19 protein-coding genes and 2 tRNA genes are annotated in these 19,265 nt (G+C 67.0%); 6 read left to right on the plus strand and 15 right to left on the minus strand.

The annotated features are described in order from the left end of the window. Positions 1 to 1,407, minus strand: coding sequence for a 3-isopropylmalate dehydratase large subunit (leuC, locus tag EII34_RS12075; protein ID WP_124845418.1), 1,407 nt, complete (start codon positions 1,405 to 1,407; stop codon positions 1 to 3). 96 nt (positions 1,408 to 1,503) lie between these two features. Between leuC and EII34_RS12080 the strand changes: the two genes are divergently transcribed. Continuing rightward, positions 1,504 to 2,226 (plus strand): IclR family transcriptional regulator, encoded by a 723-nt coding sequence (locus EII34_RS12080; protein ID WP_124845419.1) that lies wholly within the window; start codon positions 1,504 to 1,506, stop codon positions 2,224 to 2,226. A gap of 50 nt (positions 2,227 to 2,276) precedes the next feature. On the opposite strand, the gene EII34_RS12085 is transcribed toward EII34_RS12080, so the two are convergent. From EII34_RS12085 to EII34_RS12105, 5 genes are all read right to left on the minus strand, one after another. Next, positions 2,277 to 2,352 (minus strand) — tRNA-Glu (locus EII34_RS12085). Between the two features lie 36 nt (positions 2,353 to 2,388). Then, a tRNA-Gln gene (locus tag EII34_RS12090) sits at positions 2,389 to 2,460 on the minus strand. Positions 2,461 to 2,567: 107 nt separating this feature from the next. Then, positions 2,568 to 3,512, minus strand: coding sequence for an asparaginase (locus EII34_RS12095; protein ID WP_124845420.1), 945 nt, complete (start codon positions 3,510 to 3,512; stop codon positions 2,568 to 2,570). A gap of 386 nt (positions 3,513 to 3,898) precedes the next feature. After that, on the minus strand, positions 3,899 to 4,789 hold the full coding sequence (locus EII34_RS12100; RefSeq protein WP_124845421.1) for a CPBP family intramembrane glutamic endopeptidase: 891 nt from the start codon (positions 4,787 to 4,789) through the stop codon (positions 3,899 to 3,901). Beyond that, positions 4,786 to 5,583 carry a fumarylacetoacetate hydrolase family protein gene (locus EII34_RS12105; protein WP_124845422.1) on the minus strand — a complete coding sequence of 266 codons (798 nt, stop codon included), beginning with the start codon at positions 5,581 to 5,583 and terminating at the stop codon, positions 4,786 to 4,788. The genes EII34_RS12100 and EII34_RS12105 overlap by 4 nt, the downstream gene beginning before the upstream one ends. Positions 5,584 to 5,665: 82 nt before the next feature. Here EII34_RS12105 and EII34_RS12110 point away from each other — a divergent pair, with 82 nt between their 5' ends. Next, the gene (locus EII34_RS12110) at positions 5,666 to 6,718 is read left to right on the plus strand and encodes a 3-isopropylmalate dehydrogenase (RefSeq protein WP_124845423.1); all 1,053 of its coding nucleotides are present in this window, start codon (positions 5,666 to 5,668) and stop codon (positions 6,716 to 6,718) included. A 65-nt stretch (positions 6,719 to 6,783) separates the two neighbouring features. On the opposite strand, the gene EII34_RS12115 is transcribed toward EII34_RS12110, so the two are convergent. From EII34_RS12115 to EII34_RS12140, 6 genes are all read right to left on the minus strand, one after another. After that, positions 6,784 to 8,310, minus strand: coding sequence for a flotillin family protein (locus tag EII34_RS12115; RefSeq protein WP_124845424.1), 1,527 nt, complete (start codon positions 8,308 to 8,310; stop codon positions 6,784 to 6,786). A gap of 13 nt (positions 8,311 to 8,323) precedes the next feature. Beyond that, positions 8,324 to 8,833: an NfeD family protein gene (locus EII34_RS12120; protein WP_124845425.1), complete on the minus strand. Its 510-nt coding sequence runs from the start codon at positions 8,831 to 8,833 to the stop codon at positions 8,324 to 8,326. Positions 8,834 to 8,932: 99 nt separating this feature from the next. Further along, positions 8,933 to 9,703, minus strand: coding sequence for a DeoR/GlpR family DNA-binding transcription regulator (locus EII34_RS12125; RefSeq protein WP_124845426.1), 771 nt, complete (start codon positions 9,701 to 9,703; stop codon positions 8,933 to 8,935). 91 nt (positions 9,704 to 9,794) lie between these two features. Beyond that, positions 9,795 to 11,069: an SLC13 family permease gene (locus tag EII34_RS12130; protein WP_124845427.1), complete on the minus strand. Its 1,275-nt coding sequence runs from the start codon at positions 11,067 to 11,069 to the stop codon at positions 9,795 to 9,797. 125 nt (positions 11,070 to 11,194) lie between these two features. Beyond that, positions 11,195 to 12,358 (minus strand): sialidase family protein, encoded by a 1,164-nt coding sequence (locus EII34_RS12135; protein ID WP_221620292.1) that lies wholly within the window; start codon positions 12,356 to 12,358, stop codon positions 11,195 to 11,197. Between the two features lie 26 nt (positions 12,359 to 12,384). After that, a complete protein-coding gene (locus EII34_RS12140) occupies positions 12,385 to 13,275 on the minus strand; it encodes an aldo/keto reductase (RefSeq protein ID WP_221620293.1) in 891 nt (296 codons plus the stop codon). 86 nt (positions 13,276 to 13,361) lie between these two features. Here EII34_RS12140 and EII34_RS12145 point away from each other — a divergent pair, with 86 nt between their 5' ends. Genes EII34_RS12145 through EII34_RS12155 form a run of 4 tightly spaced genes read left to right on the plus strand, consistent with a single transcriptional unit; the run spans position 13,362 to position 15,764 of the window. Continuing rightward, positions 13,362 to 13,706, plus strand: coding sequence for a hypothetical protein (locus EII34_RS12145; protein ID WP_124845428.1), 345 nt, complete (start codon positions 13,362 to 13,364; stop codon positions 13,704 to 13,706). Beyond that, complete coding sequence (locus EII34_RS16035; protein ID WP_185711325.1) at positions 13,703 to 13,858, plus strand: hypothetical protein; 156 nt, start codon at positions 13,703 to 13,705, stop codon at positions 13,856 to 13,858. Before EII34_RS12145 ends, EII34_RS16035 begins: the two co-directional genes overlap by 4 nt. Beyond that, on the plus strand, positions 13,855 to 14,874 hold the full coding sequence (gene pdxA, locus EII34_RS12150; protein ID WP_124845429.1) for a 4-hydroxythreonine-4-phosphate dehydrogenase PdxA: 1,020 nt from the start codon (positions 13,855 to 13,857) through the stop codon (positions 14,872 to 14,874). Before EII34_RS16035 ends, pdxA begins: the two co-directional genes overlap by 4 nt. Beyond that, positions 14,871 to 15,764, plus strand: a complete 894-nt coding sequence (locus EII34_RS12155; protein WP_124845430.1) for a dihydrodipicolinate synthase family protein — start codon at positions 14,871 to 14,873, stop codon at positions 15,762 to 15,764. Before pdxA ends, EII34_RS12155 begins: the two co-directional genes overlap by 4 nt. Positions 15,765 to 15,811: 47 nt before the next feature. Here the strand turns inward: EII34_RS12155 and ilvC are convergent, their stop codons facing one another. From ilvC to EII34_RS12170, 3 genes are read right to left on the minus strand one after another with little or no spacing between them, the layout of a single operon-like run. After that, complete coding sequence (gene ilvC / locus EII34_RS12160) at positions 15,812 to 16,843, minus strand: ketol-acid reductoisomerase (RefSeq protein WP_124845431.1); 1,032 nt, start codon at positions 16,841 to 16,843, stop codon at positions 15,812 to 15,814. A gap of 15 nt (positions 16,844 to 16,858) precedes the next feature. Next, complete coding sequence (gene ilvN / locus EII34_RS12165; RefSeq protein WP_124845432.1) at positions 16,859 to 17,365, minus strand: acetolactate synthase small subunit; 507 nt, start codon at positions 17,363 to 17,365, stop codon at positions 16,859 to 16,861. Then, entirely contained in the window at positions 17,362 to 19,098 is a 1,737-nt protein-coding gene (locus EII34_RS12170; protein ID WP_124845433.1) for an acetolactate synthase large subunit, read from the minus strand. The genes ilvN and EII34_RS12170 overlap by 4 nt, the downstream gene beginning before the upstream one ends. Positions 19,099 to 19,265 lie beyond the last annotated feature (167 nt).

The raw sequence follows: 19,265 nt of genomic DNA on the forward strand, positions 1-19,265 counted from the left end.
TCAGGCTCCGATCAGGTCGGCGGGGGCGGACAGGTGGCCGGTGACGGCCGTGGCGGCTGCGACGGCGGGGCTGACGAGGTGGGTTCGCCCGCCCTTTCCCTGACGGCCCTCGAAGTTGCGGTTCGAGGTCGACGCGGACCGTTCTCCCGGGGCGAGCTGGTCCGGGTTCATGCCCAGGCACATCGAGCACCCTGCGGCCCGCCACTCGGCCCCGAAGTCGAGGAAGACCTTGTCGAGCCCCTCCAGTTCCGCCTCGAGCCGGACCCTGGCTGAGCCGGGGACCACCAACATCCGTACCCCGTCGGCGATCCGACGTCCCCGCAGGACGTCAGCGGCCAGGCGCAGGTCCTCGATCCTGCCGTTGGTGCAGGACCCGAGGAAGACGGTGTCGACGGCGATGTCACGCATCGGGGTGCCGGGGACCAGGTCCATGTACTCCAGGGCGCGTCGTGCGGTGGCCTGTTCCACCTCGGAGTCGAAGTCCTCCGGAGCCGGGACCACGCCACCGAGTGGGACACCGTGTCCGGGGTTGGTGCCCCAGGTGACGAACGGGGTGAGCTGGGTGGCGTCGATGTCGACCTCGACGTCGAAGTGCGCGTCATCGTCGGAGTGCAGGGTACGCCAGTACTCGACGGCGGCGTCCCAGTCCTCCCCCTCGGGGGCATGGGGGCGGCCCTTGAGGTAGGCGAAGGTGGTCTCGTCGGGGGCCACCATGCCGGCCTTGGCGCCCCACTCGATGGACATGTTGCAGATGGTCATGCGGCCCTCCATCGAGAGCTGCTCGATGGTGGTTCCACGGTACTCCACGATGAAGCCCTGTCCCCCGCCTGTGCCCACCTTGGCGATCAGCGCCAGGACCACGTCCTTGGCGGTCACTCCCTCCGGCAGGTCACCGTTGATGTTGACCGCCATCATCCTCGGTTTCTTCTGGGGCAGGGTCTGGGTCGCCAACACGTGTTCCACCTCCGAGGTCCCGATCCCGAAGGCCAACGCCCCGAAGGCCCCGTGGGTGGAGGTGTGGGAGTCTCCACACACGATGGTCATGCCCGGCTGGGTCACCCCGAGCTGCGGGCCGATGATGTGGACCACCCCTTGGTCACGGTCCCCGAGGGAGTGGATGCGGATCCCGAATTCGGCGGCGTTGCGACGCAGCGTGTCGACCTGGGTGCGTGAGACCGGGTCGGCGATCGGGGCGAGGATGTTGAGGGTGGGCGTGTTGTGATCCTCGGTGGCCAGGGTGAGATCGGGCCGACGCACCTGCCTGCCGTTCATCCGCAGTCCCTCGAAGGCCTGTGGACTGGTGACCTCGTGCACCAGGTGGAGGTCGATGTAAAGAAGATCGGGTTCGCCTGCCGTCGCGCGCACCACGTGCGCATCCCACACCTTCTCTGCGAGGGTCCTGCCCATTCTTGGTCTTCCTTCTTCGTGATGGTTCGAACACGCTCTCACGGTTTGTGACACCCCACCTTGCTTGTCCAGCATGTGAAACGATAGTCTCGCGATATGGACGAAGGAAGTGGTGTTGGCGTTCTGGACAAGGCAGCCGCAGTGCTGTCCGCACTCGAGACGAGCCCATTGACCCTGGCCGGGTTGGTGACCGCGACGGGTCTGGCCCGCCCGACGGCGCACCGGTTGGCCGTGGCCCTGGAGCATCACCGACTGGTCGGTCGGGACCTTCAGGGGCGGTTCGTGCTCGGCACCCGGCTCGTGGAGCTGGCCGGCGCGGCGGCCGAGGATCCCCTGCTCACCACGGCAGGTCCCATTCTCACCCGGCTGCGCGACATCACCGGCGAATCCGCCCAGCTCTTCCGCAGGCAGGGCGACATCCGGATCTGCGCGGCGGCCGTGGAGCGCCCTTCGGGGTTGCGCGACACCGTCCCGCTGGGGGCGCAGCTGTCCATGACGGCGGGCTCGGCCGCCCAGGTCCTGCTGGCGTGGGAGGAACCGGAGCGACTCCCCCGCATGCTCGACGGCGCCGCCTTCACCGTCGCCGGGTTGCAGCAGGTCCGCCGACGGGGCTGGGCGCAGTCCGTGGCTGAACGTGAACCGGGGGTGGCCTCGGTCTCCGCTCCGGTGCTGTCCCCGAACGGTCGCATCATCGCCGCGGTGAGCGTCTCGGGTCCCATCGAGCGCCTCACCCGACAACCGGGACGGTTGCACGCCCCCGCCGTGATGGCCGCTGCTGAACGTCTCAGTGAGGTGCTGCGTCGTACCGGTGGTGAATGACGACACACAGCAGATCGCCCGGTCCACCTGAGTGGACCGGGCGATCTGCTTGGTAGCCCCGACGGGATTCGAACCCGCGCTACCGCCTTGAGAGGGCGGCGTGCTAGGCCGCTACACAACGGGGCCAAGCGTGGTGGATCGGCCTTTCACAAGGCCTTTCCGCAGGGGTACCTGGACTCGAACCAAGACTAACTGAACCAGAATCAGTCGGGCTGCCAATTACCCCATACCCCTGTGCGCTCTCTCGAGCACGAGTCGTAACTCTACATCCATGCCTGCCAGGAGCGCAAATCGACGTCGGGTCACCGTCCACCGTGCCAGGAGATCCGCCGGGATGACGATCACGGCTCGCGAGGTCCGTGTCTCGTCCCGAGCTCTTCCAGCATGGCCAGCACCTCGGGGCAGACCTCGCACTCGGGTTCGGCACTGTCCACCGGGTGTCCCAGCGACGCCAGGACGGCATCCACCACCTCGAACCGACCACGTCCCATGCCGTCGCTCATCTTCACCGCGACCCCGGTACCGTCCGGTAGACCCACCGCGAGCACCCCCTCGGCCCCGATCTTGGCGATGGCACCGGGGACCTGCGTGGTGAGCCGCACCACCGCGTGACCGATCCCGGAGGTGTACTCGGGATGCTGCCGGAAGGCGTCGGCGACGAGTCGCCCGGGACCGTCGCTCTCCGCGGCGATCCGACCGAATCCGGCCGCCAGTCCGGGCAGTGTGGTCGCGAAGGCCGGAGCGGTGCACCCGTCGACCACCGGCTCCCCCACCACGCCGCAGTACTCCTCGACGGTGGCACGGATCTGCTGCTGGAGTGGGTGTGCCGGGTCCAGACAGCCCTCCGATGGCCACCCGGCCAGCTGACAGGTGCGCAGCATCGCTGCGTGTTTGCCTGAGCAGTTGTGGGCCAACGGTTCCTTGCCCCGACCCGCGAGATGCCAGGCACGCAGTGCCTCCGGGTCCTGCGGCAGGTCCGGGGTGTGCCGGAAGTCGTCGACGGTCAGACCCGAGCGCGACAGGATCTCGAGAGCACCGGCGAGGTGGATGTCCTGTCCGGTGTGGGATGCCCCGGCCAATGCGAGCAGCTCCTCAGTGAGATCCAGGCCGTTGCGCAGCATCGCGACCACCTGGAACGGCTTCAGGGCGGATCTCGGCAGGACCGGCGCGGCCATGTCCCCCAGGGCCAGCAGCGTCCCTTCTGGCCCGACGACGCAGACCCTCCCCCGGTGGTGCGACTCCGCCACCCACCCACGATGCACGGTTCCCAGCAACAGATCGAACACGAGCGCAGTCTAGCCAGACGGTTGTGTGCTGGGGCTCGCCCGGGGTCCGGCCGCAGCCACCTCAGCCTTCTTCCACTTCTTCCCTCAGCCCCTTCCGCGGGCTCCACCCGACGCTTCACGGGAATCATCCAGGCCGGCTTCCGTGCGGTCATTCCAGCCGCTGGTCGAGCCGCGAAGCGAGCGCGCCGAGCCCTTGGGACCGCCTGCTGAGGCCGACCCCCTGGTCTCGACCAGGACTGCTGGCCAGCACTCGCGGCCCGGTGTGAGCAGCGAACGAGCAGACCACGGACGGCCCTCCCCGAGTCAGCGCCGCTCTGGCTGTTTCGTGGAATGCATCTCCTGACTCCCGTTCCGACAGTGTTCGGACGTGCCCCTTCCCACTGGGCTCAGGGGGTGAGGTCCGCCAGGTTCATACGGCGTCCGATCCACCACGCCAGGAGGGCACAGAGAGCGAAGCTGCCGAGTGCGAGTGCGCTGGCGCTCCAGCTGATCGCCGTGACCGCTGCCGCCGTCGCGACACCCCCACTGATCAAGGCATACCCGAAGGCCATGAGGTTGTTCACGACGTGAATCGCGATGGCGGCCTCCAGGCCGCCGGTGACGACCACGAGGGCACCGGCGATGAGCCCGAACCCGAGGCGGTGGAGGAACAGCGCCTGGTTCTGGGGACCGTGCATGAGTGCGAAGACCAGTGATGCGGCCAGCACTCCGATCCAGGCATGTCCCGTCGCCGAGCCGACGCTCTGCTGCAGGTAGCCGCGGAAGAAGACCTCCTCAGCAGCGGCCTGGAGCGGGGAGGTGACCAGGATGATGGCCAGGTAGACGTACCACTGGGGCTGGGCCTCCTGCCACGCCAGACTCCGGGCCTCGGGACCGACCCACAGGATGATGTTGAGCACCACCACTGCCATGAGGGAACAGATCACGAGGTAGCGCCAGCGCATCCCCGGCTGCACCGAGGCCGTCCACCGCCAGCTCGCGTGATGCAGGTACCGCATGAGGACCAGGGCGATCAGGATCATGGAGGCCAGCCCCAGATGTGTGGCCAGCACACCCTCGGGAAAGTGGTAGGCCAGGGCATCCCTCAAGTAGTCGGGGACGTCGTCCGGTTGCCGGAACGTCGTCGCAAGGCCCAGGACCAGCAGGCTGACGACGCCGGGAAGCAGCAGGGCCAGGAGCAGGGCGACGATCGTCCCGATCAGCAACCGCCACGGCACCTGGCCGTACAGGACCAGTGGATGCCTGACCCCCGTGCGTGGAACCCACTGCCCCCTCATGCCTTGACCACGGGATTGCTCAGGCTCCCCAGGCCGTCGATCTCGACGGTGACGACATCGCCGTCGGCCATCGGCCCCACCCCGGCCGGTGTGCCGGTGAGGATGACGTCACCCGGCAGCAGCGTCATGGTGGCGGAGATGTGGACCACCAGTTCGGCGATTCCCCGCACGAGCTGCGAGGTGTTGCCCTGCTGGCGCAGTTCGTCACCGACTCGGGTCTCGATCCCCAGGTGTCCTGCCTCCGCCAGCGTGAGATGGGTGTTGATCCAGGGCCCGAGCGGGCAGAAGGTGTCCGCCCCCTTGGCCCGGGTCCACTGCTCCACCTGCCAGTCACGGGCGGTGACGTCATTGGCGATGGTGTACCCGAAGATCACCTCGGGCACCCGCTCCAGGGGGACCTGCTTGCAGAAACGACCGATGACCACGGCCAGTTCGCCCTCGTGGTGCAGGTCCTCACAGCCCTCGGGTCGCACGATCGGTTCATTCGGCCCGATGACCGAGGTGTTCGGTTTCAGGAAGAGCAGCGGTGACTCGGGCACCTCGTTGCCCAGTTCCGCCGCGTGGTCGGCGTAGTTGCGTCCCACCCCGATGATCTTGCTGCGCGGGATGACCGGGGCCAGCAACCTGACCTCGGCCAGGTCGAACCTCGCTCCCGTGTAGTTGACCGGCACCCCTGCCAAGGGGTCACCGGTGATGGCGGCGATCGTGTCGGGATGTTCCCCACCGTCGACGGCCAGTTCGATGATGCCGTAGGCAGGGTCCTGACCTGCAGCGGCGAAACGGGCGATGCGCATGGAGGGCAGCCTACCGGAGGGCACATCTCGCGAGGTGGGCAACACATCCTCCCCGTCGGGGCCAACCTCTAGTCTTCGCGCCATGACGAAACAGCGCTTGGCAGTCATCGGAGGCGACGGCATCGGTCCGGAGGTGACTGCGGAGGCTCTCAAGGTGCTGCACGCGGTGGCTGGGCCCGACACCTTCGAGGAGATCCACTACGACCTCGGTGCCGAGAGGTGGCAACGCACCGGTGAGGTGCTGCCGGACACGGTCCTTGAGGAGCTCCGGACGGTGGATGCCATCGTGCTCGGTGCCGTCGGTGCCGCACCGGGGTCGAAGGCCATCCCTTCGGGTCTGCTGGAACGTGGTCTGCTGCTCAAACTCCGTTTCGCCCTCGACCACGGGGTGAACCTGCGCCCCTCACGCCTCCACGCCGGGGTCCCCACCCCCCTCTCCCCCGAGGTCGTGGCCAGGGGGGACATCGACTTCGTCGTGGTACGGGAGGGCACCGAGGGCCTGTACTGCGGCAACGGCGGCACCGTTCGTCCCGGAACCCCTCAGGAGATCGCCACGGAGGTCTCGGTCAACACCGCCTTCGCGGTGGAACGGGTGATCCGTGACGCCTTCCAGCGGGCCCGTGCCCGCCGAGGCAGGCTGACCCTGCTCCACAAGCACAATGTGCTGGTCCATGCCGGCGGGCTGTGGAACCGACTGTTCGCCGAGGTGGGTGAGGAATTCCCGGACGTGACGCGTTCCTACCTGCACATCGACGCCGCCATGATCGCGATGGTGGTCGAACCGTCACGGTTCGACGTGATCGTCACCGACAACCTGTTCGGTGACATCATCACCGATCTCGCTGCCGCGGTCACGGGCGGGATCGGGCTGGCGGCCTCGGCCAACATCAACACCTCCGGTGAGTACCCCTCGATGTTCGAGCCGGTGCACGGCTCCGCACCGGACATCGCCGGCCAGGGGATCGCGGACCCGACGGCGGCCATCAGCTCAGCCGCGCTGCTGCTGGCCCACCTCGGTCGGGAGGACCTGGCGGCCCGGATCGACGAGGCGGTGGCTCACGACATCGCCACCCGTCCCGTCGGTCCGGTGCTGACGGTTGAGGTCGGCGACCGGATCGCAGCCGCCGTCTCCTGAACCCTGGAGGGACTAGGCGACGGCCGGGGTGCTCCCGGCCGTCGCCTCGTGTTGCCTGACCTGGGTCAGGCCTCGCTGGTCTCCCCCTTCACGACGGTTCCCTGGGCCGGGGATCCCTTCGCGGAGGTGCGGGACTTCAGGATGTCCAACAGATCGATGCCGGTGGTGTTGCGGATCATCTCCACCGTCTGCAGGACGTTGTCGTTGATCTGCCGGGGCAGTGCGGCAGCCCCCTCGGTCGAGACGACGGTGAGCTTGTCGATGGCACCCATCGGGGCCGCGACCTTCTCGGCCACCTGGGGCAGGACCTCGACCAGCATCTGCAGGATCGCCGCCTCGTTGTAGTTGGCGAATGCCGCAGCGCGCTTGTCCATCGCCTCGGCCTCGGCGGTACCGATGGCGAGCACCGCGGCCGCCTTGGCATCGCCCTCGGCCCGGGTGGCCTCCGCCTCGGCGATACGACGGGCCTTCTCGGCCTCACCCCGACGAGCACCCTCGATGGCCTCGGCCTCGGCCAGCGCGGCACGACGCTGCTTCTCGCCCTCACCGGTCAGACGAGCGGTCTCGGCCGCCGCCTCGGCCTGCGCGATGGCTGCGGCCTTGCGGGCCTCGGCCTCGAAGATCTCCGAGTTGCGACGCGCCTGCGCCTGGGTCTCGGTCTCGTACCGCTTCGCGTCGGCGGGCTTGCGGACCTCGGTGTCGAGCTGGCGGTCCTTCAGCGCCGCCTGCCGGACGGCCACCTTCTCCTGCTCGGCGAGGATCGCCTGGTCACGGTCCGCCTGGGCGAGCGGACCGGAGGCCGCTGCCTGGGCGCGAGCCGCGTCGGTCTCGGCCTTGATCTCGGCCTCCTTGAGCACCAGGGCCCGCTCGGAGATGGCGATCTCCTGTTCGGCGGCGAGCCTTGCCTGCTCGGCCTCCCGACGCGCCTCGGCCTCCGCGATGGCTGCGATCTGTCCGACCTTCGCGGACTCGGGACGCCCAAGGTCCGACAGGTAGGTGCCGTCATCGGTGATGTCCTGGATCTGGAAGGTGTCGAGCACCAGTCCCTGACCGGTGAGCGAGGCCTCCGACTCGTCGGCGACCCGCTGCGCGAAGGCCGCCCGGTCACGAATGATCTGCTCCACGGAGAGGCCACCGACGATGGAGCGCAGCGCACCGGCGAGGGTCTCCTGCGTGAAGGTCTCGATCTCCTCCTGCTGCATCAGGAATCGCTGGGCCGCGGCACGGATCGAGTCCTCGTTGCCACCGACCTTGACGATGGCCACGCCGTCGAGGTTGAGCTTGATGCCCTGCCCGGAGACCGCGTTGCGGATCTGCACCATGATGCGACGGCTGGAGAGGTCCAGCACGTGGAGGCGCTGGATGAGTGGGATGACGAAGACGCCACCGCCCATGATGACCTTCTGACCGGACAGGTCGGTCGAGACCATGCCGGTCTCAGGATTGGTGACGGCCTTCCCCTTCTGGCCTGTGATGATGTACGCCTCGTTCGGGCGGGCCACCCGGTACCGGCTGGCGATCAACCAGATCACCAGCACGGCGAGGATGATGACCCCTCCCACACCGGTGAGGAGGGAAGCGAGTTCTGGCATTGATGATCCTTTCTTAGCGGGGAGGCAGTTCGGCGGTCACGGGTCTGACCTCGACGGCCGTCGGGGAGATGATGGCCGAGACCCAGACCTGGGTGCCGGCTGGGATGGAGACCTCGGAGGATGCGGCACGTTTGTCGTGGGAGCCGTGGATGTGGACCTCGCCGAAACCGACCGCGGGGATGTCCGTCACGACCCGGGCCTCGGCCCCGATGAGTGAGTTGTTGCTGACCGCGGCCCCCGTCTCTCCCCGCTTCAGCCAGCGGGTCAGAGCGATGGCTCCCCACGCGGCGACGATGCCGCAGACGATGCCGACCGGCACCATCAGCCACAGTGTCTCGGCGAAGGCCGAGGCGGCCACACCACCGAAGCCGAAGGCTCCGACGAAGGCCGCGAGGGCTGCGAGCGAGAAGATCTCCGAGTCGAAGCCGTCGAAGTGGAATGCCGCCTCGAAGAAGTCACCGAGGATGATGGAGGCCACGAGGAACAAGGAACCAGCAATTCCCAGGATGAGAAAGATGCTCATGGCCAGGATCCTCCCGTTTTTCGTGTCTCACAAGCCTACCAACCGGAGGGGTCACGCCGTCATCCGGTCCTGGCCGTTCCCGGACCACAGGGATCGGGCTCAGTCGTCCCCCACCACGACCACTTCGATGCCCCGTGCCTCGAAGGGGGCGAGCTGGTCCGGCTGCACCGAGGAGTCAGTGACCAGGGTCCACGGACCGGGCAGCTGGACCCACGACTTGAAGGGACGCTGACCGAGCTTCTCCGCGTGCATGAGCAGGAAGACCCTGGCCCCGGCACGGGCCATGAGCTGTTTGAGCCGGGTCTGCACGACCGAGGCCTCGCACACGCCCCGGTCGGCCGTGACCGCATCCGCCCCCAGGAAGACCAGGTCGAAGTACCAGCGCTCCAGCGCCTCCTCGGTGAGCGGACCGACGAAACCTTGACTCAGGTCACGGAACGTGCCTCCCAGCAGCACCCGTTCGATGTCCGGCACACCGGCGAGTTCATGGAAGGGGGTGAGGCCGGTCGTGACGACGGTCAGCGGATGGGTCGTGCGCAGATGACAGGCGACCTGCGCGGTCGTGGTCCCGGCATCCAGCAGGATCGTGTCCCCGGGGCTGACCTGTTCTGCCGCCCAGCGGCCGATCCGTTGTTTCGCGGCTCCCCCTCTCAACGCCCGTTCCTGCAACGTGGCCTCCTGATGGTCACGGGACCGAGGAATCACCCCACCGTAGGTGCGGGCGATGGTCTCGGACTCGACCAGCAGGGCCAGATCACGACGGATCGTCGACGGCGACACCTGGAAGGACGCCGCGAGCTCCTCGACGGTGGCCAGCCCGTTGGCATGCGCCAACATCGCAATCTGTTCACGACGTTCCTCCGCCTTCATCTGACCGCCCCTTCAGGTCCTTCCAGTCCTCCAGAGATGCTACCGCCGTGCGTCACGGACCCGTGACGCACGGCGGTGGGGTTCGAGAGGATCACATCGGGAAGAACAGCACCGCTGCACCGGTCAACGCGATGATGCGGATGAAGTACATCGGGATGGTGAACCTCCAGAAGTCCAGCAACCGGTACTTCCCCATGTCGTGGATCAGCGCGGGCATCCCGTCGATCGGCATGAAACCACCCTGCCATACCGCGATGGCCACCGCTGCCGCAGCCGCGACGGGGCTGAGCCCGAGGCTGGTGCAGGTCGCGATCGCGATCGGCGCGAAGATCATCACCGACCCCATGTTGGACCCCGTCAGGGTGGCCGCGGTGCTGGTCAGCAGTGCGAACACGAGAACCAGCAGGAAGGGCGGCACACTGGCACCCACCCAGCCCGCGACGGCGTCGCCCACCAGTGCGGTGAACCCTGACCTGGCCAACGCGTCGGCCACCCCGATGACGCCGGCCATCATGAGGATGACAGGGGCGAACAGGTTCCCCCGGAACTCCTTGAAATCCACCATCTTGATGAACAGCAGCACGAATGCCGCCAGGCCGGGGGTGACATGGGCGAGATCACCGATCACGTTCATCAGCATCATGGCGATCACACTGACCACGAAGGCGCCGATCGTGACGGCCTCCTTCCACGACGGATACGACTCCCCCTCCGCCAGCGACGAGGTGTCGACCGTCGGCTCGGCGATCGGATGGTCGGGAAGCAACCGGTATGCGAGCAACGCCCAGGCCAGGTAGGCCATCCCCATCACGAAGTTGACCAGGGAGAAGGTGACCATGGAGACGCTGCCCTTGAAGCCCGAGGCCTCCAGCACCGTGACCATGACACCGTAGAGCAACGCAACGTTGATCGGCACCAGCGGGTGGTTGGTGGCGAAGCCGAGCGGCATCATCAGCCTTGATGTGGGCAGTTTCCGGTCATAGGGGATGGTCGAGACCAGCGCGAGGATCAGCACGTAGTACCCGGTTGATCCGGTACCGGCCAGGGAGGCACCGAGCATCACGACGATCAGCAACGCGATGTAGCTCTTGTACCCACCCTTCTCGACGAGGGAGGCCATGGAGTCCTTCACACGGCCGATGAGCTTCGTCTTCTGCAGGGCCGCCAGAGGCACCATGAAGAAGGCGATCATGAGGACGCTGGAGTTCACGAAGCCCGCGAAGGCCTCAGGGACCGTGGACAACCCGAAGACCACCAGCAGCAGACAGGCCACCAACGGCGGCGCCCCGAAGGGCAGCACGTCGAACATGATGAGGCCGATCATGATGACCAGGACCGCGAGGGCCAGGATCATGGACATCGTCATTGAGATTCACACTCCTTTGTGCCTTGCCCCTCACAGGGCGGAGGAGAGCGGCAGCTCAGGTCGTAGCAGCCGCCAGGTCGGGTCCGGCTGAGGTTGGCCGCTCAGCTCGGATCGTGGCCAGCACGTCAGCCCCCAGATGGACGTGCTTGATCGTCCTGCGGTGCCAGGTGTACGCGACGTGCAGGTCGCCGTCGGGCCCCCCCCAGGACCGAGGGATAGGACAGCTCCCGGTTCAGACCGTCACGGCTGTTGTTCGACAGGCAGAAGCCATCACCGTTCTCGATGTCGTGGGCGATCGGCCAGGTGCGACCGTCGTCATCGGAGAGCGCCAGGGTCATCGGTGCACGCGGCGCTCCCCAGAATGCGGTGCGTCTGCTCGGATCCGGTTCGGGTTCCACCTCTGCAGGCCCGTCGGCCTCCTTGAGACCCTGTTCGTCGATCTCGTCGTAGAGCGACGTGCGACGACCGGTTGCGTCGGCCATGCTGGCATGGTTGAGCACCATCGCCATGGTTGCACCGCCGAGGGCACGGGCCTGGATCGAGGAGTTGTTGTTGGGCAGCACGATGGGCCGACACGGCGTCCACGTCATGCCGCCGTCCACCGACTCGCTCTCGTGGACGTGATCGGCCCACCGCGACCGGAAGCAGGCCCACAACGTACCGTCGGTACGCGGGACGATGTTCATGTGGACGCATCCCTGCGAATCAGGCACGGTCACCTCACGCCACGTCATCCCCTGGTCGTCGGAGTACCACACGGATGCGGTGTCATGATCTCCCACCCACTTCTCACCCGGCAGGGCGGTGCAGTTGAAGGCGGGGAGCAGGATTCGCCCGGTCTCGAGCACGACGGGAACCTGACGGACGAAGACCCCGGCGGGTGCATCGTCACCGAGCAGTGCGGTGGGTTCCTCCCAGCTCCGTCCACCGTCCCGGGAGATCCGGCGACGCACGATGGCGGAATCCTGGTTGCCCGCCAGTTGAGCCGTGTAGATCAGCCACACCTCACCGTTCGGAGCCGTGAACAGGATGGGATTCTGCTCGGACCGCGTGGTGTCGAAGCTCAGCTGCACCGGCTCGAGCCACTTCTTGTCTCCCCTCGGCAGTCGCGAGAGGTACACCGAGATGTCGGAGATGCCCTCCTGCGTGCCGCCGAACCAGACGCAGGCCAGGTCCCCGTCGGGCAGGAAGGCCAGGTTGGCGGCATGACACTGGACGGTGGGGGTGGGCAGGAAGGCCTCGTGAGCGCCGTCCGGGCGTGGCCGCAGCAGACCATCGTATGTTGTCATGAGTGAACTCCTTGGGTCGATATCGATCAGCGGTTGTAGGCCGGCATGGCCCCCTTGAGGGGGTCGGTCACCGCGGTGCAGGTGGTGGTGAGATCACTGCTGAGGGGCCCCTTGGCCAAGGTGGCGAGGTTGTCCTGAAGCTGCTCCACCCGGTCGCCCCCCAACAGCAGGGCTCCGGGGCCGGGAACACTGATCATCCACCGCAGGGCGAGCTCGACCAGTGGGATCCCGGCCTCATCGGCGAGATCGGCCAACCTGGTGATGGTCGCGAGGACCTCGGGGCTCCAGTAACGCCTGCGATACATCTCTGCGAGCACCGAGCCAGAGAAACGTGTCGGGGCCTCGTTCGCGGGACGACGCACGAGCAACCCTCCGGCCAGTGGGTTGTAACACATGGTCAACACCTCGTACCGAGCAGCGAACTCGAACCACTCGTCCTCCATGCGCCGAGCGACGAGGTTGTAGACGTTCTGCCCCACCACCGGGGCGGCCAGCCCACGAAGCTCGGCCTCGCGGAGGATCTCGAGGACCTGCCATGCGGAGTGGTTCGAGACCCCGAGGGCCCCGATCTTTCCCTCCTCGTGCAACGTCGCGACGGTGTCCAGGGTCTCCACGACGGGGGTGGCACGATCCGGCTGGTGCAGGTAGAAGAGGTCGATGTGCTCCACACCGAGACGCCGGAGTGATCCCTCGACGCTGGCACGCAGCCCTCGAGCTGACAGTGGCGCGTGGTCCTCGGCGTCAGGATGGGGCATCCCGGCCTTGGTGGCCAGGACGACCTGGTCACGATGACGCCGGACCAGCGGTGCGATCATCCCCTCCGTGGTACCACCTGCGTACCCGTTGGCGGTGTCGATGCCGTTGATCCCTGCGGCGAGAGCGGTCTCCACCATCGCGGCGGCCCGTCGTCGCTGCACTCGGGGACGTCCTCATCCGGAACCTGACCCTTGACATGGTGCGGTCCGGCTGTCCGGGCGAAAGCCTGACACGTGCTCCCGGTGGGGTGGCCAGCTGCGATGCCGAGACCCAGGAGGACCTCACAGCCATCGTCGACGCCGGGTTGCGTGCTGCTCCACGGGTGAGGTTCGCCGGATCCAGTGCACTGGCACGGGCTCTGTCGTCCCGTCTCGCTCTCACCCTGCTGCCTGGAACCGATCGGGTCCACAGCGGATCAGGAGGTGTGCTCCATGTCCTCGGCACGGGTTCCCCGAAGGCCGTGGCCCAGGCTGAACACCTTGCCGGGAGGATCTCCCTCAGCCACCATGTCCTCTCCCCGACGGTGCTGAGCCACTGGGCAGCGCACGGGCCGTCCTGGATCTTCTCGGCCAGCACCACCTGGAAGTGGTGACACAGATCCACCCGGGCGCGGCGCTGCTCGCCACCGATGACGGTGGACGCATCGTCACCCGCCCCGGTTCCCACGGCGACCTGGATTCGCTGTGGTTGATCCAGCAAGCCCTGAGACCATCATCACCCAACGCACCGAAGGAGAAGTCATGACCTCAAGGACACGCCCGACGATCGCCGTCACCATGGGGGACGGGGCCGGTGTCGGCCCCGAGGTGACCGTGGCCGCCGTCGTCGACCCGGACATCACCGCCCTGTGTCGTCCCCTGGTCATCGGTGATGCCCTACGTCTGGAGCAGGCGGCCGATGTCATGGGCCTTGACGTCAACATCGTCACGGTGGGCAGCGTCGACGAGATGACCGAGGCCCCCGGGCGGGTCAATGTCATCGATCTTGCGCTGCTGCCCGAGGACCTCCCCTGGGGACAACTCTCCGCCGTCGCCGGGGATGCCGCCTTCCGCTACGTCGAGAAGGCCGCCCAACTGGCCCTGGACGGGACCGTCCAGGCGATCTGCACCGCACCTCTGAACAAGGAAGCCCTTCACCTCGGTGGCCATCAGTACCCGGGACACACGGAGATGCTCGCCGCACTGACCGGCACCACCGAGGTCTCGATGATGCTCACGGCACCAAAACTGAGGGTGATCCACGTCACCACCCACATCGGATTGATCGACGCCATCGCCAGGATCGACGCGGGCCTGGTGGAGCGCACGGTCCGCAGGGGGTGGGAGGCACTGCGTCGCGCAGGCCTGGAGCATCCCCGCATCGGGGTGTGCGCCATCAATCCTCACGCCGGGGAGGGTGGTCTGTTCGGCCACGGCGAGGAGGAGGAGAAGATCATTCCCGCCATCCAGGCGTTGCGTGCCGATGACATCGACGCGGTGGGTCCACTACCGGCCGACACCGCCTTCTACCTGGCAGGTCGAGGCGACTACGACCTCGTCGTCGCGATGTACCACGACCAGGGCCATGGTCCGATCAAGGTGCTGGGGATCGAGGACGGTGTCAACATCACCGTCGGACTTCCCGTGATCCGGACCTCGGTCGACCACGGCACGGCCTTCGACATCGCGGGCACGGGTGTGGTCAAGGTGGACAGCATGCTGGAGGCCATGCGTCAGGCCGCCTCGCTCACCGCCCGTCCGGCCTCAGGGGCAGCACGATGAGTCCCCGGGTCAGCGGCATCATCCCTGCCCTGATGACCGCCCTCAACGACGACGAAACGATCGACGAGGCCGGTCTGCGCGCCCACTCGTCCCGACTGATCGACGCCGGGGTGGATGGTCTGTTCTGTCTTGGCACCAACGGCGAGTTCTTCGTCATGAGCCGTGCCGAGAAACTCGAGGTGATCCGTGTCGTCGTCGACGAGGTGGCAGGGAGAGTGCCCGTCCATGCGGGAGTCGGGTGCATCGGGACACTCGAGACCATCGAGCTCGCACGTGATGCGGCCGCCGCCGGGGTTGACGCCCTGAGTGTGGTCACCCCCTACTTCGCTGCGGCTTCACAGGATGAGCTGTACACCCACTACGCCGCCGTGGCCGATGCCGTGGACACCCCGGTGGTCGTCTACAACATCCCGATGCGCACCGGGGTCGGCATCTCTCCCGCCCTGATCGAGAAACTGTCCCGGATCCCTGGCATCGTCGGGGTGAAGGACTCCTCCGGGAACTTCGACACCATGCTGCAGTACATCGAGCGCACCCCTGACGACTTCGCCGTGCTCTCGGGGAACGATGGCCTGATCCTGTGGAATCTGCTCGCCGGTGGTCACGGCGCTGTCACCGCGGTTGCGAACGTGCTGCCGGAGACCATCGTGTCGATCCATCGTGAATGGTCGGCGGGCAACCTCGCAGCGGCACGTGCAGCGCAGGACGCGATCCGTCCGCTGCGGCTGGCCCAGCGGCACGGCAACCCGAACACCATCATGAAGCTGGCGGCGAATCTGGCAGGTTTCGGCCTGGGACCCTGCCGTGCCCCCTTCAACCAGGTCTGTGAGGAGGCCGTCCAGGAGGTCGAGCAGGTGCTCGAGGCCTGTCGGACAGCCGGGATCCACTGAATCGAACGAGACGGGCACCCATCTGGCGGGTGCCCGTCTCGGAGTGCTCAGCGAGCAGCCGAGCCCTCGACGTAGTCGTCGGTGCCGTGGTCCTTCACCCAGCTCATCAGGCCGCGCAGTTCCTTGCCCGTGGCCTCGATGGGATGGGCCTCACCGGCGGCGCGGAAGGCCTTGAACTCCGGGGCCCCGGCGTCCTGGTCGTCGATGAATCGCTTGGCGAAGGCACCGGAGCGGATGTCGGCCAGCACCGCCTTCATGTTCTCCTTCACGTGGGCATCGATGACCCGGGGACCGGAGACGTAGTCACCGAACTCGGCGGTGTCGGAGACACTCCAGCGCTGCTTGGCGATGCCACCCTCGTACATGAGGTCGACGATGAGCTTCAGCTCGTGCAGGCACTCGAAGTAGGCCACCTCGGGCTGGTAACCGGCTTCGACGAGGGTCTCGAAACCGGCCTGGACCAGCGCGGAGGCACCACCGCACAGCACGGCCTGCTCGCCGAACAGATCGGTCTCGGTCTCCTCGGTGAAGGTCGTCCTGATGCCGCCGGCACGCAACGCCCCGATCGCCTTCGCGTAGGACAGGGCCAGCGGCCAGGCATTCCCGCTGGCATCGACCTCGACCGCGATGATCGCGGGCACACCACGTCCCTCGGAGTACTCACGACGCACCAGGTGACCGGGTCCCTTGGGGGCGACCATGCAGACGTCGACCCCCTCCGGGGCGGTGATGTAGCCGAACCGGATGTTGAAGCCGTGCGCGAAGAACAGGGCGTCTCCGGCCACCAGGTGGGGGGCGATCTCCTCCGCGTAGAGCTTCCGCTGCACCTGGTCCGGAGCGAGGATCATGATGAGATCCGCCTCCTCCACCGCCTCCGCGACGGGCAGGACCCGCAGCCCCTCGGCCTCGGCCTTCGCGGCCGACTTCGATCCGGGGCGCAGCCCCACCCGCACATCGACGCCGGAGTCACGCAGACTCAGCGCGTGGGCGTGTCCCTGTGAGCCGTAACCGATGACGGCGACGCTCCTGCCCTGGATGATCGAGAGGTCGGCGTCGGAGTCGTAGAACATCTCTGCCATGTGGGTTTTCCTTACTTACTTGGGCTTGTGTTCGGCAAGGGTCCGGGCACCACGCCCGAGTGCGACCTGACCGGACTGGACGAGTTCCTGGATGCCGTGGGGGTTGAGCATCTCCAGCAGCGCGGCGAGTTTCTCCGTGCTCCCGGTGGCCTCGATGGTGATGGACTCGGAACTGACGTCCACCGCCTTCCCGCGGAACAGACTCACCACGTCGATGATCTGGCTGCGGGTGTTCACATCGGCCCGGACCTTGACCAACACCATCTCACGGCACACGGTGTTGGGTCCCAGCTCGAGGACCTTCCGGACCTCGATGAGTTTGTTGAGCTGTTTGACGATCTGTTCCAGCGCGGAGTCGTCCTCGACGGAGGCCACGACCGTCATCCGGGACACATCAGGGCGTTCGGTGGGACCGACGGCCAACGAGTCGATGTTGAACCCACGACGCGAGAACAACGCTGAGATCCTCGTCAGGACGCCTGGTTTGTTGGAGACCAGCACTCCCAGGGTGTGCGTGCTCACAGCTCCTCCTCTTCCCACTCGGGGGCCATGTTACGGGCGACGAGAATCTCGTCGTTGCTGACGCCGGCGGGCACCATCGGCCACACCATCGCGTCCTTGTGGACCACGAACTCCACCACGACCGGGCGGTCGTTGATCTCGAGGGCCCTGGCGATGCACTCCTCCATCTCCTCCTCGTTGGTGGCACGCATCCCGACACAACCCATCGCCTCGGCGAGCATCGGGAAGTTGGGGAGCTGCTCCGTGGCCAGGTCGGTGTTGGAGTACCGGGAGTCGTAGAACAGGGACTGCCACTGCCGGACCATACCGAGGGCGTTGTTGTTGATGATGGCGATCTTGATGGGGATGTTGTTCAGGGCACAGGTGACCAGCTCCTGGTTGGTCATCTGGAAACAGCCGTCGCCGTCGATGCCCCACACCACCTGCTCGGGCCTGGCCACCTTCGCGCCCATCGCGGCCGGGACGCAGAACCCCATGGTGCCCGCACCACCGGAGTTGAGCCAGCTCATCGGGCGCTCGTGCGGCAGGAAATGTGCACTCCACATCTGGTGCTGTCCCACACCGGTGACGTAGACGGTGTCGTCCGGGCTGAGCTGGCCGATGCGTTGGATGACCTCCTGGGGGGAGAGCCTGCCGTCGGGGTCCTCGTCCCATCGAGGCTGGTAGCGCTCCTTGATCCCGGCGAGCTGTGCGCGCCACGCGTCGGCCTCGGGTGCGGTCCCGATCTCTGCCACGAGCAGTTCCAGGGTCTGGCGGCAGTCACCGACGATGGGCACGTCGACCGCCTTGTTCTTGCCGATCTCGGCCGGGTCGATGTCGGCTTGGATCACCTTCGCGTGTGGCGCGAAGGAGTCCAGTCGGCCCGTGACCCGATCGTCGAAACGGGTACCGACGGCGATCAGGAGATCCGCCTTCTGCAGGGCTCCCACGGCCGCGACGGTGCCGTGCATGCCCGGCATCCCCATGTGCAGCTCATGTGAATCAGGGAAGGCTCCGCGGGCCATGAGCGTGGTGACCACGGGGATCCGGGTCTTCTCGACGAGCTGGGCCAGCGCCTCGAAGGCCTGGGCGCGCACCACACCACCACCGATGTAGAGCACCGGACGCCTCGACTGCTCGATCATGCGGGCGGCTGCCTTGACCTGCCTCACGTGCGGTTTGATCGTCGGTTTGTAGCCGGGCAGTTCCAGTTCCCTCGGCCAGTGGAACGGTGCGCTGCCCGCCAGGGCGTCCTTGGCGATGTCGACGAGCACCGGCCCGGGTCGCCCGGTCGAGGCGATGTGGAAGGCCTCCTTGATCGCCAGTGGGATGTCCTCGGTCCGTTTGATGAGGAAGCTGTGCTTGGTGATCGGCATCACGATGCCACGGATGTCGGCCTCCTGGAACGCATCGGTGCCGATGGCCGTCGAGTTGACCTGCCCGGTGATGGCCACCAGCGGGGTCGAGTCCATGTACGCGTTGCCGATGGGTGTCACCAAGTTCGTGGCCCCCGGCCCCGAGGTGGCGATGCACACCCCCACCCGTCCGCTCACCATGGCGTATCCCTCGGCCGCATGCCCGGCTCCCTGCTCGTGACGGACCAGGATGTGCCGGATCGTGGAGTCGTACAACGGGTCGTACGCCGGGAGGATCGCCCCACCGGGGATGCCGAAGGCCACGTCGACCCCGGCCAGCTCCAGCGACGTCACGAGCGCCTGGGCGCCTGTCAGCATCCTGCCCTCTGCCTCCGACATGTCTCTCCCTTCGGTCTCAGCCGACCCGTCGTGCCTGTCCAACAAAAAACCCTCGGCACCTGGGGCGCGCGAGGGAGCGTTTCGGTCAAGGATCCGAAACGCCGTCAAACGATTACGAGCTGGCTGCTGGTCATGGGGCAACAATTGCGCTCCTGTGCCCGGCTGTC

The organism is Arachnia propionica, assembly GCF_003859805.1.
GTDB lineage: Bacteria > Actinomycetota > Actinomycetes > Propionibacteriales > Propionibacteriaceae > Arachnia > Arachnia propionica_C.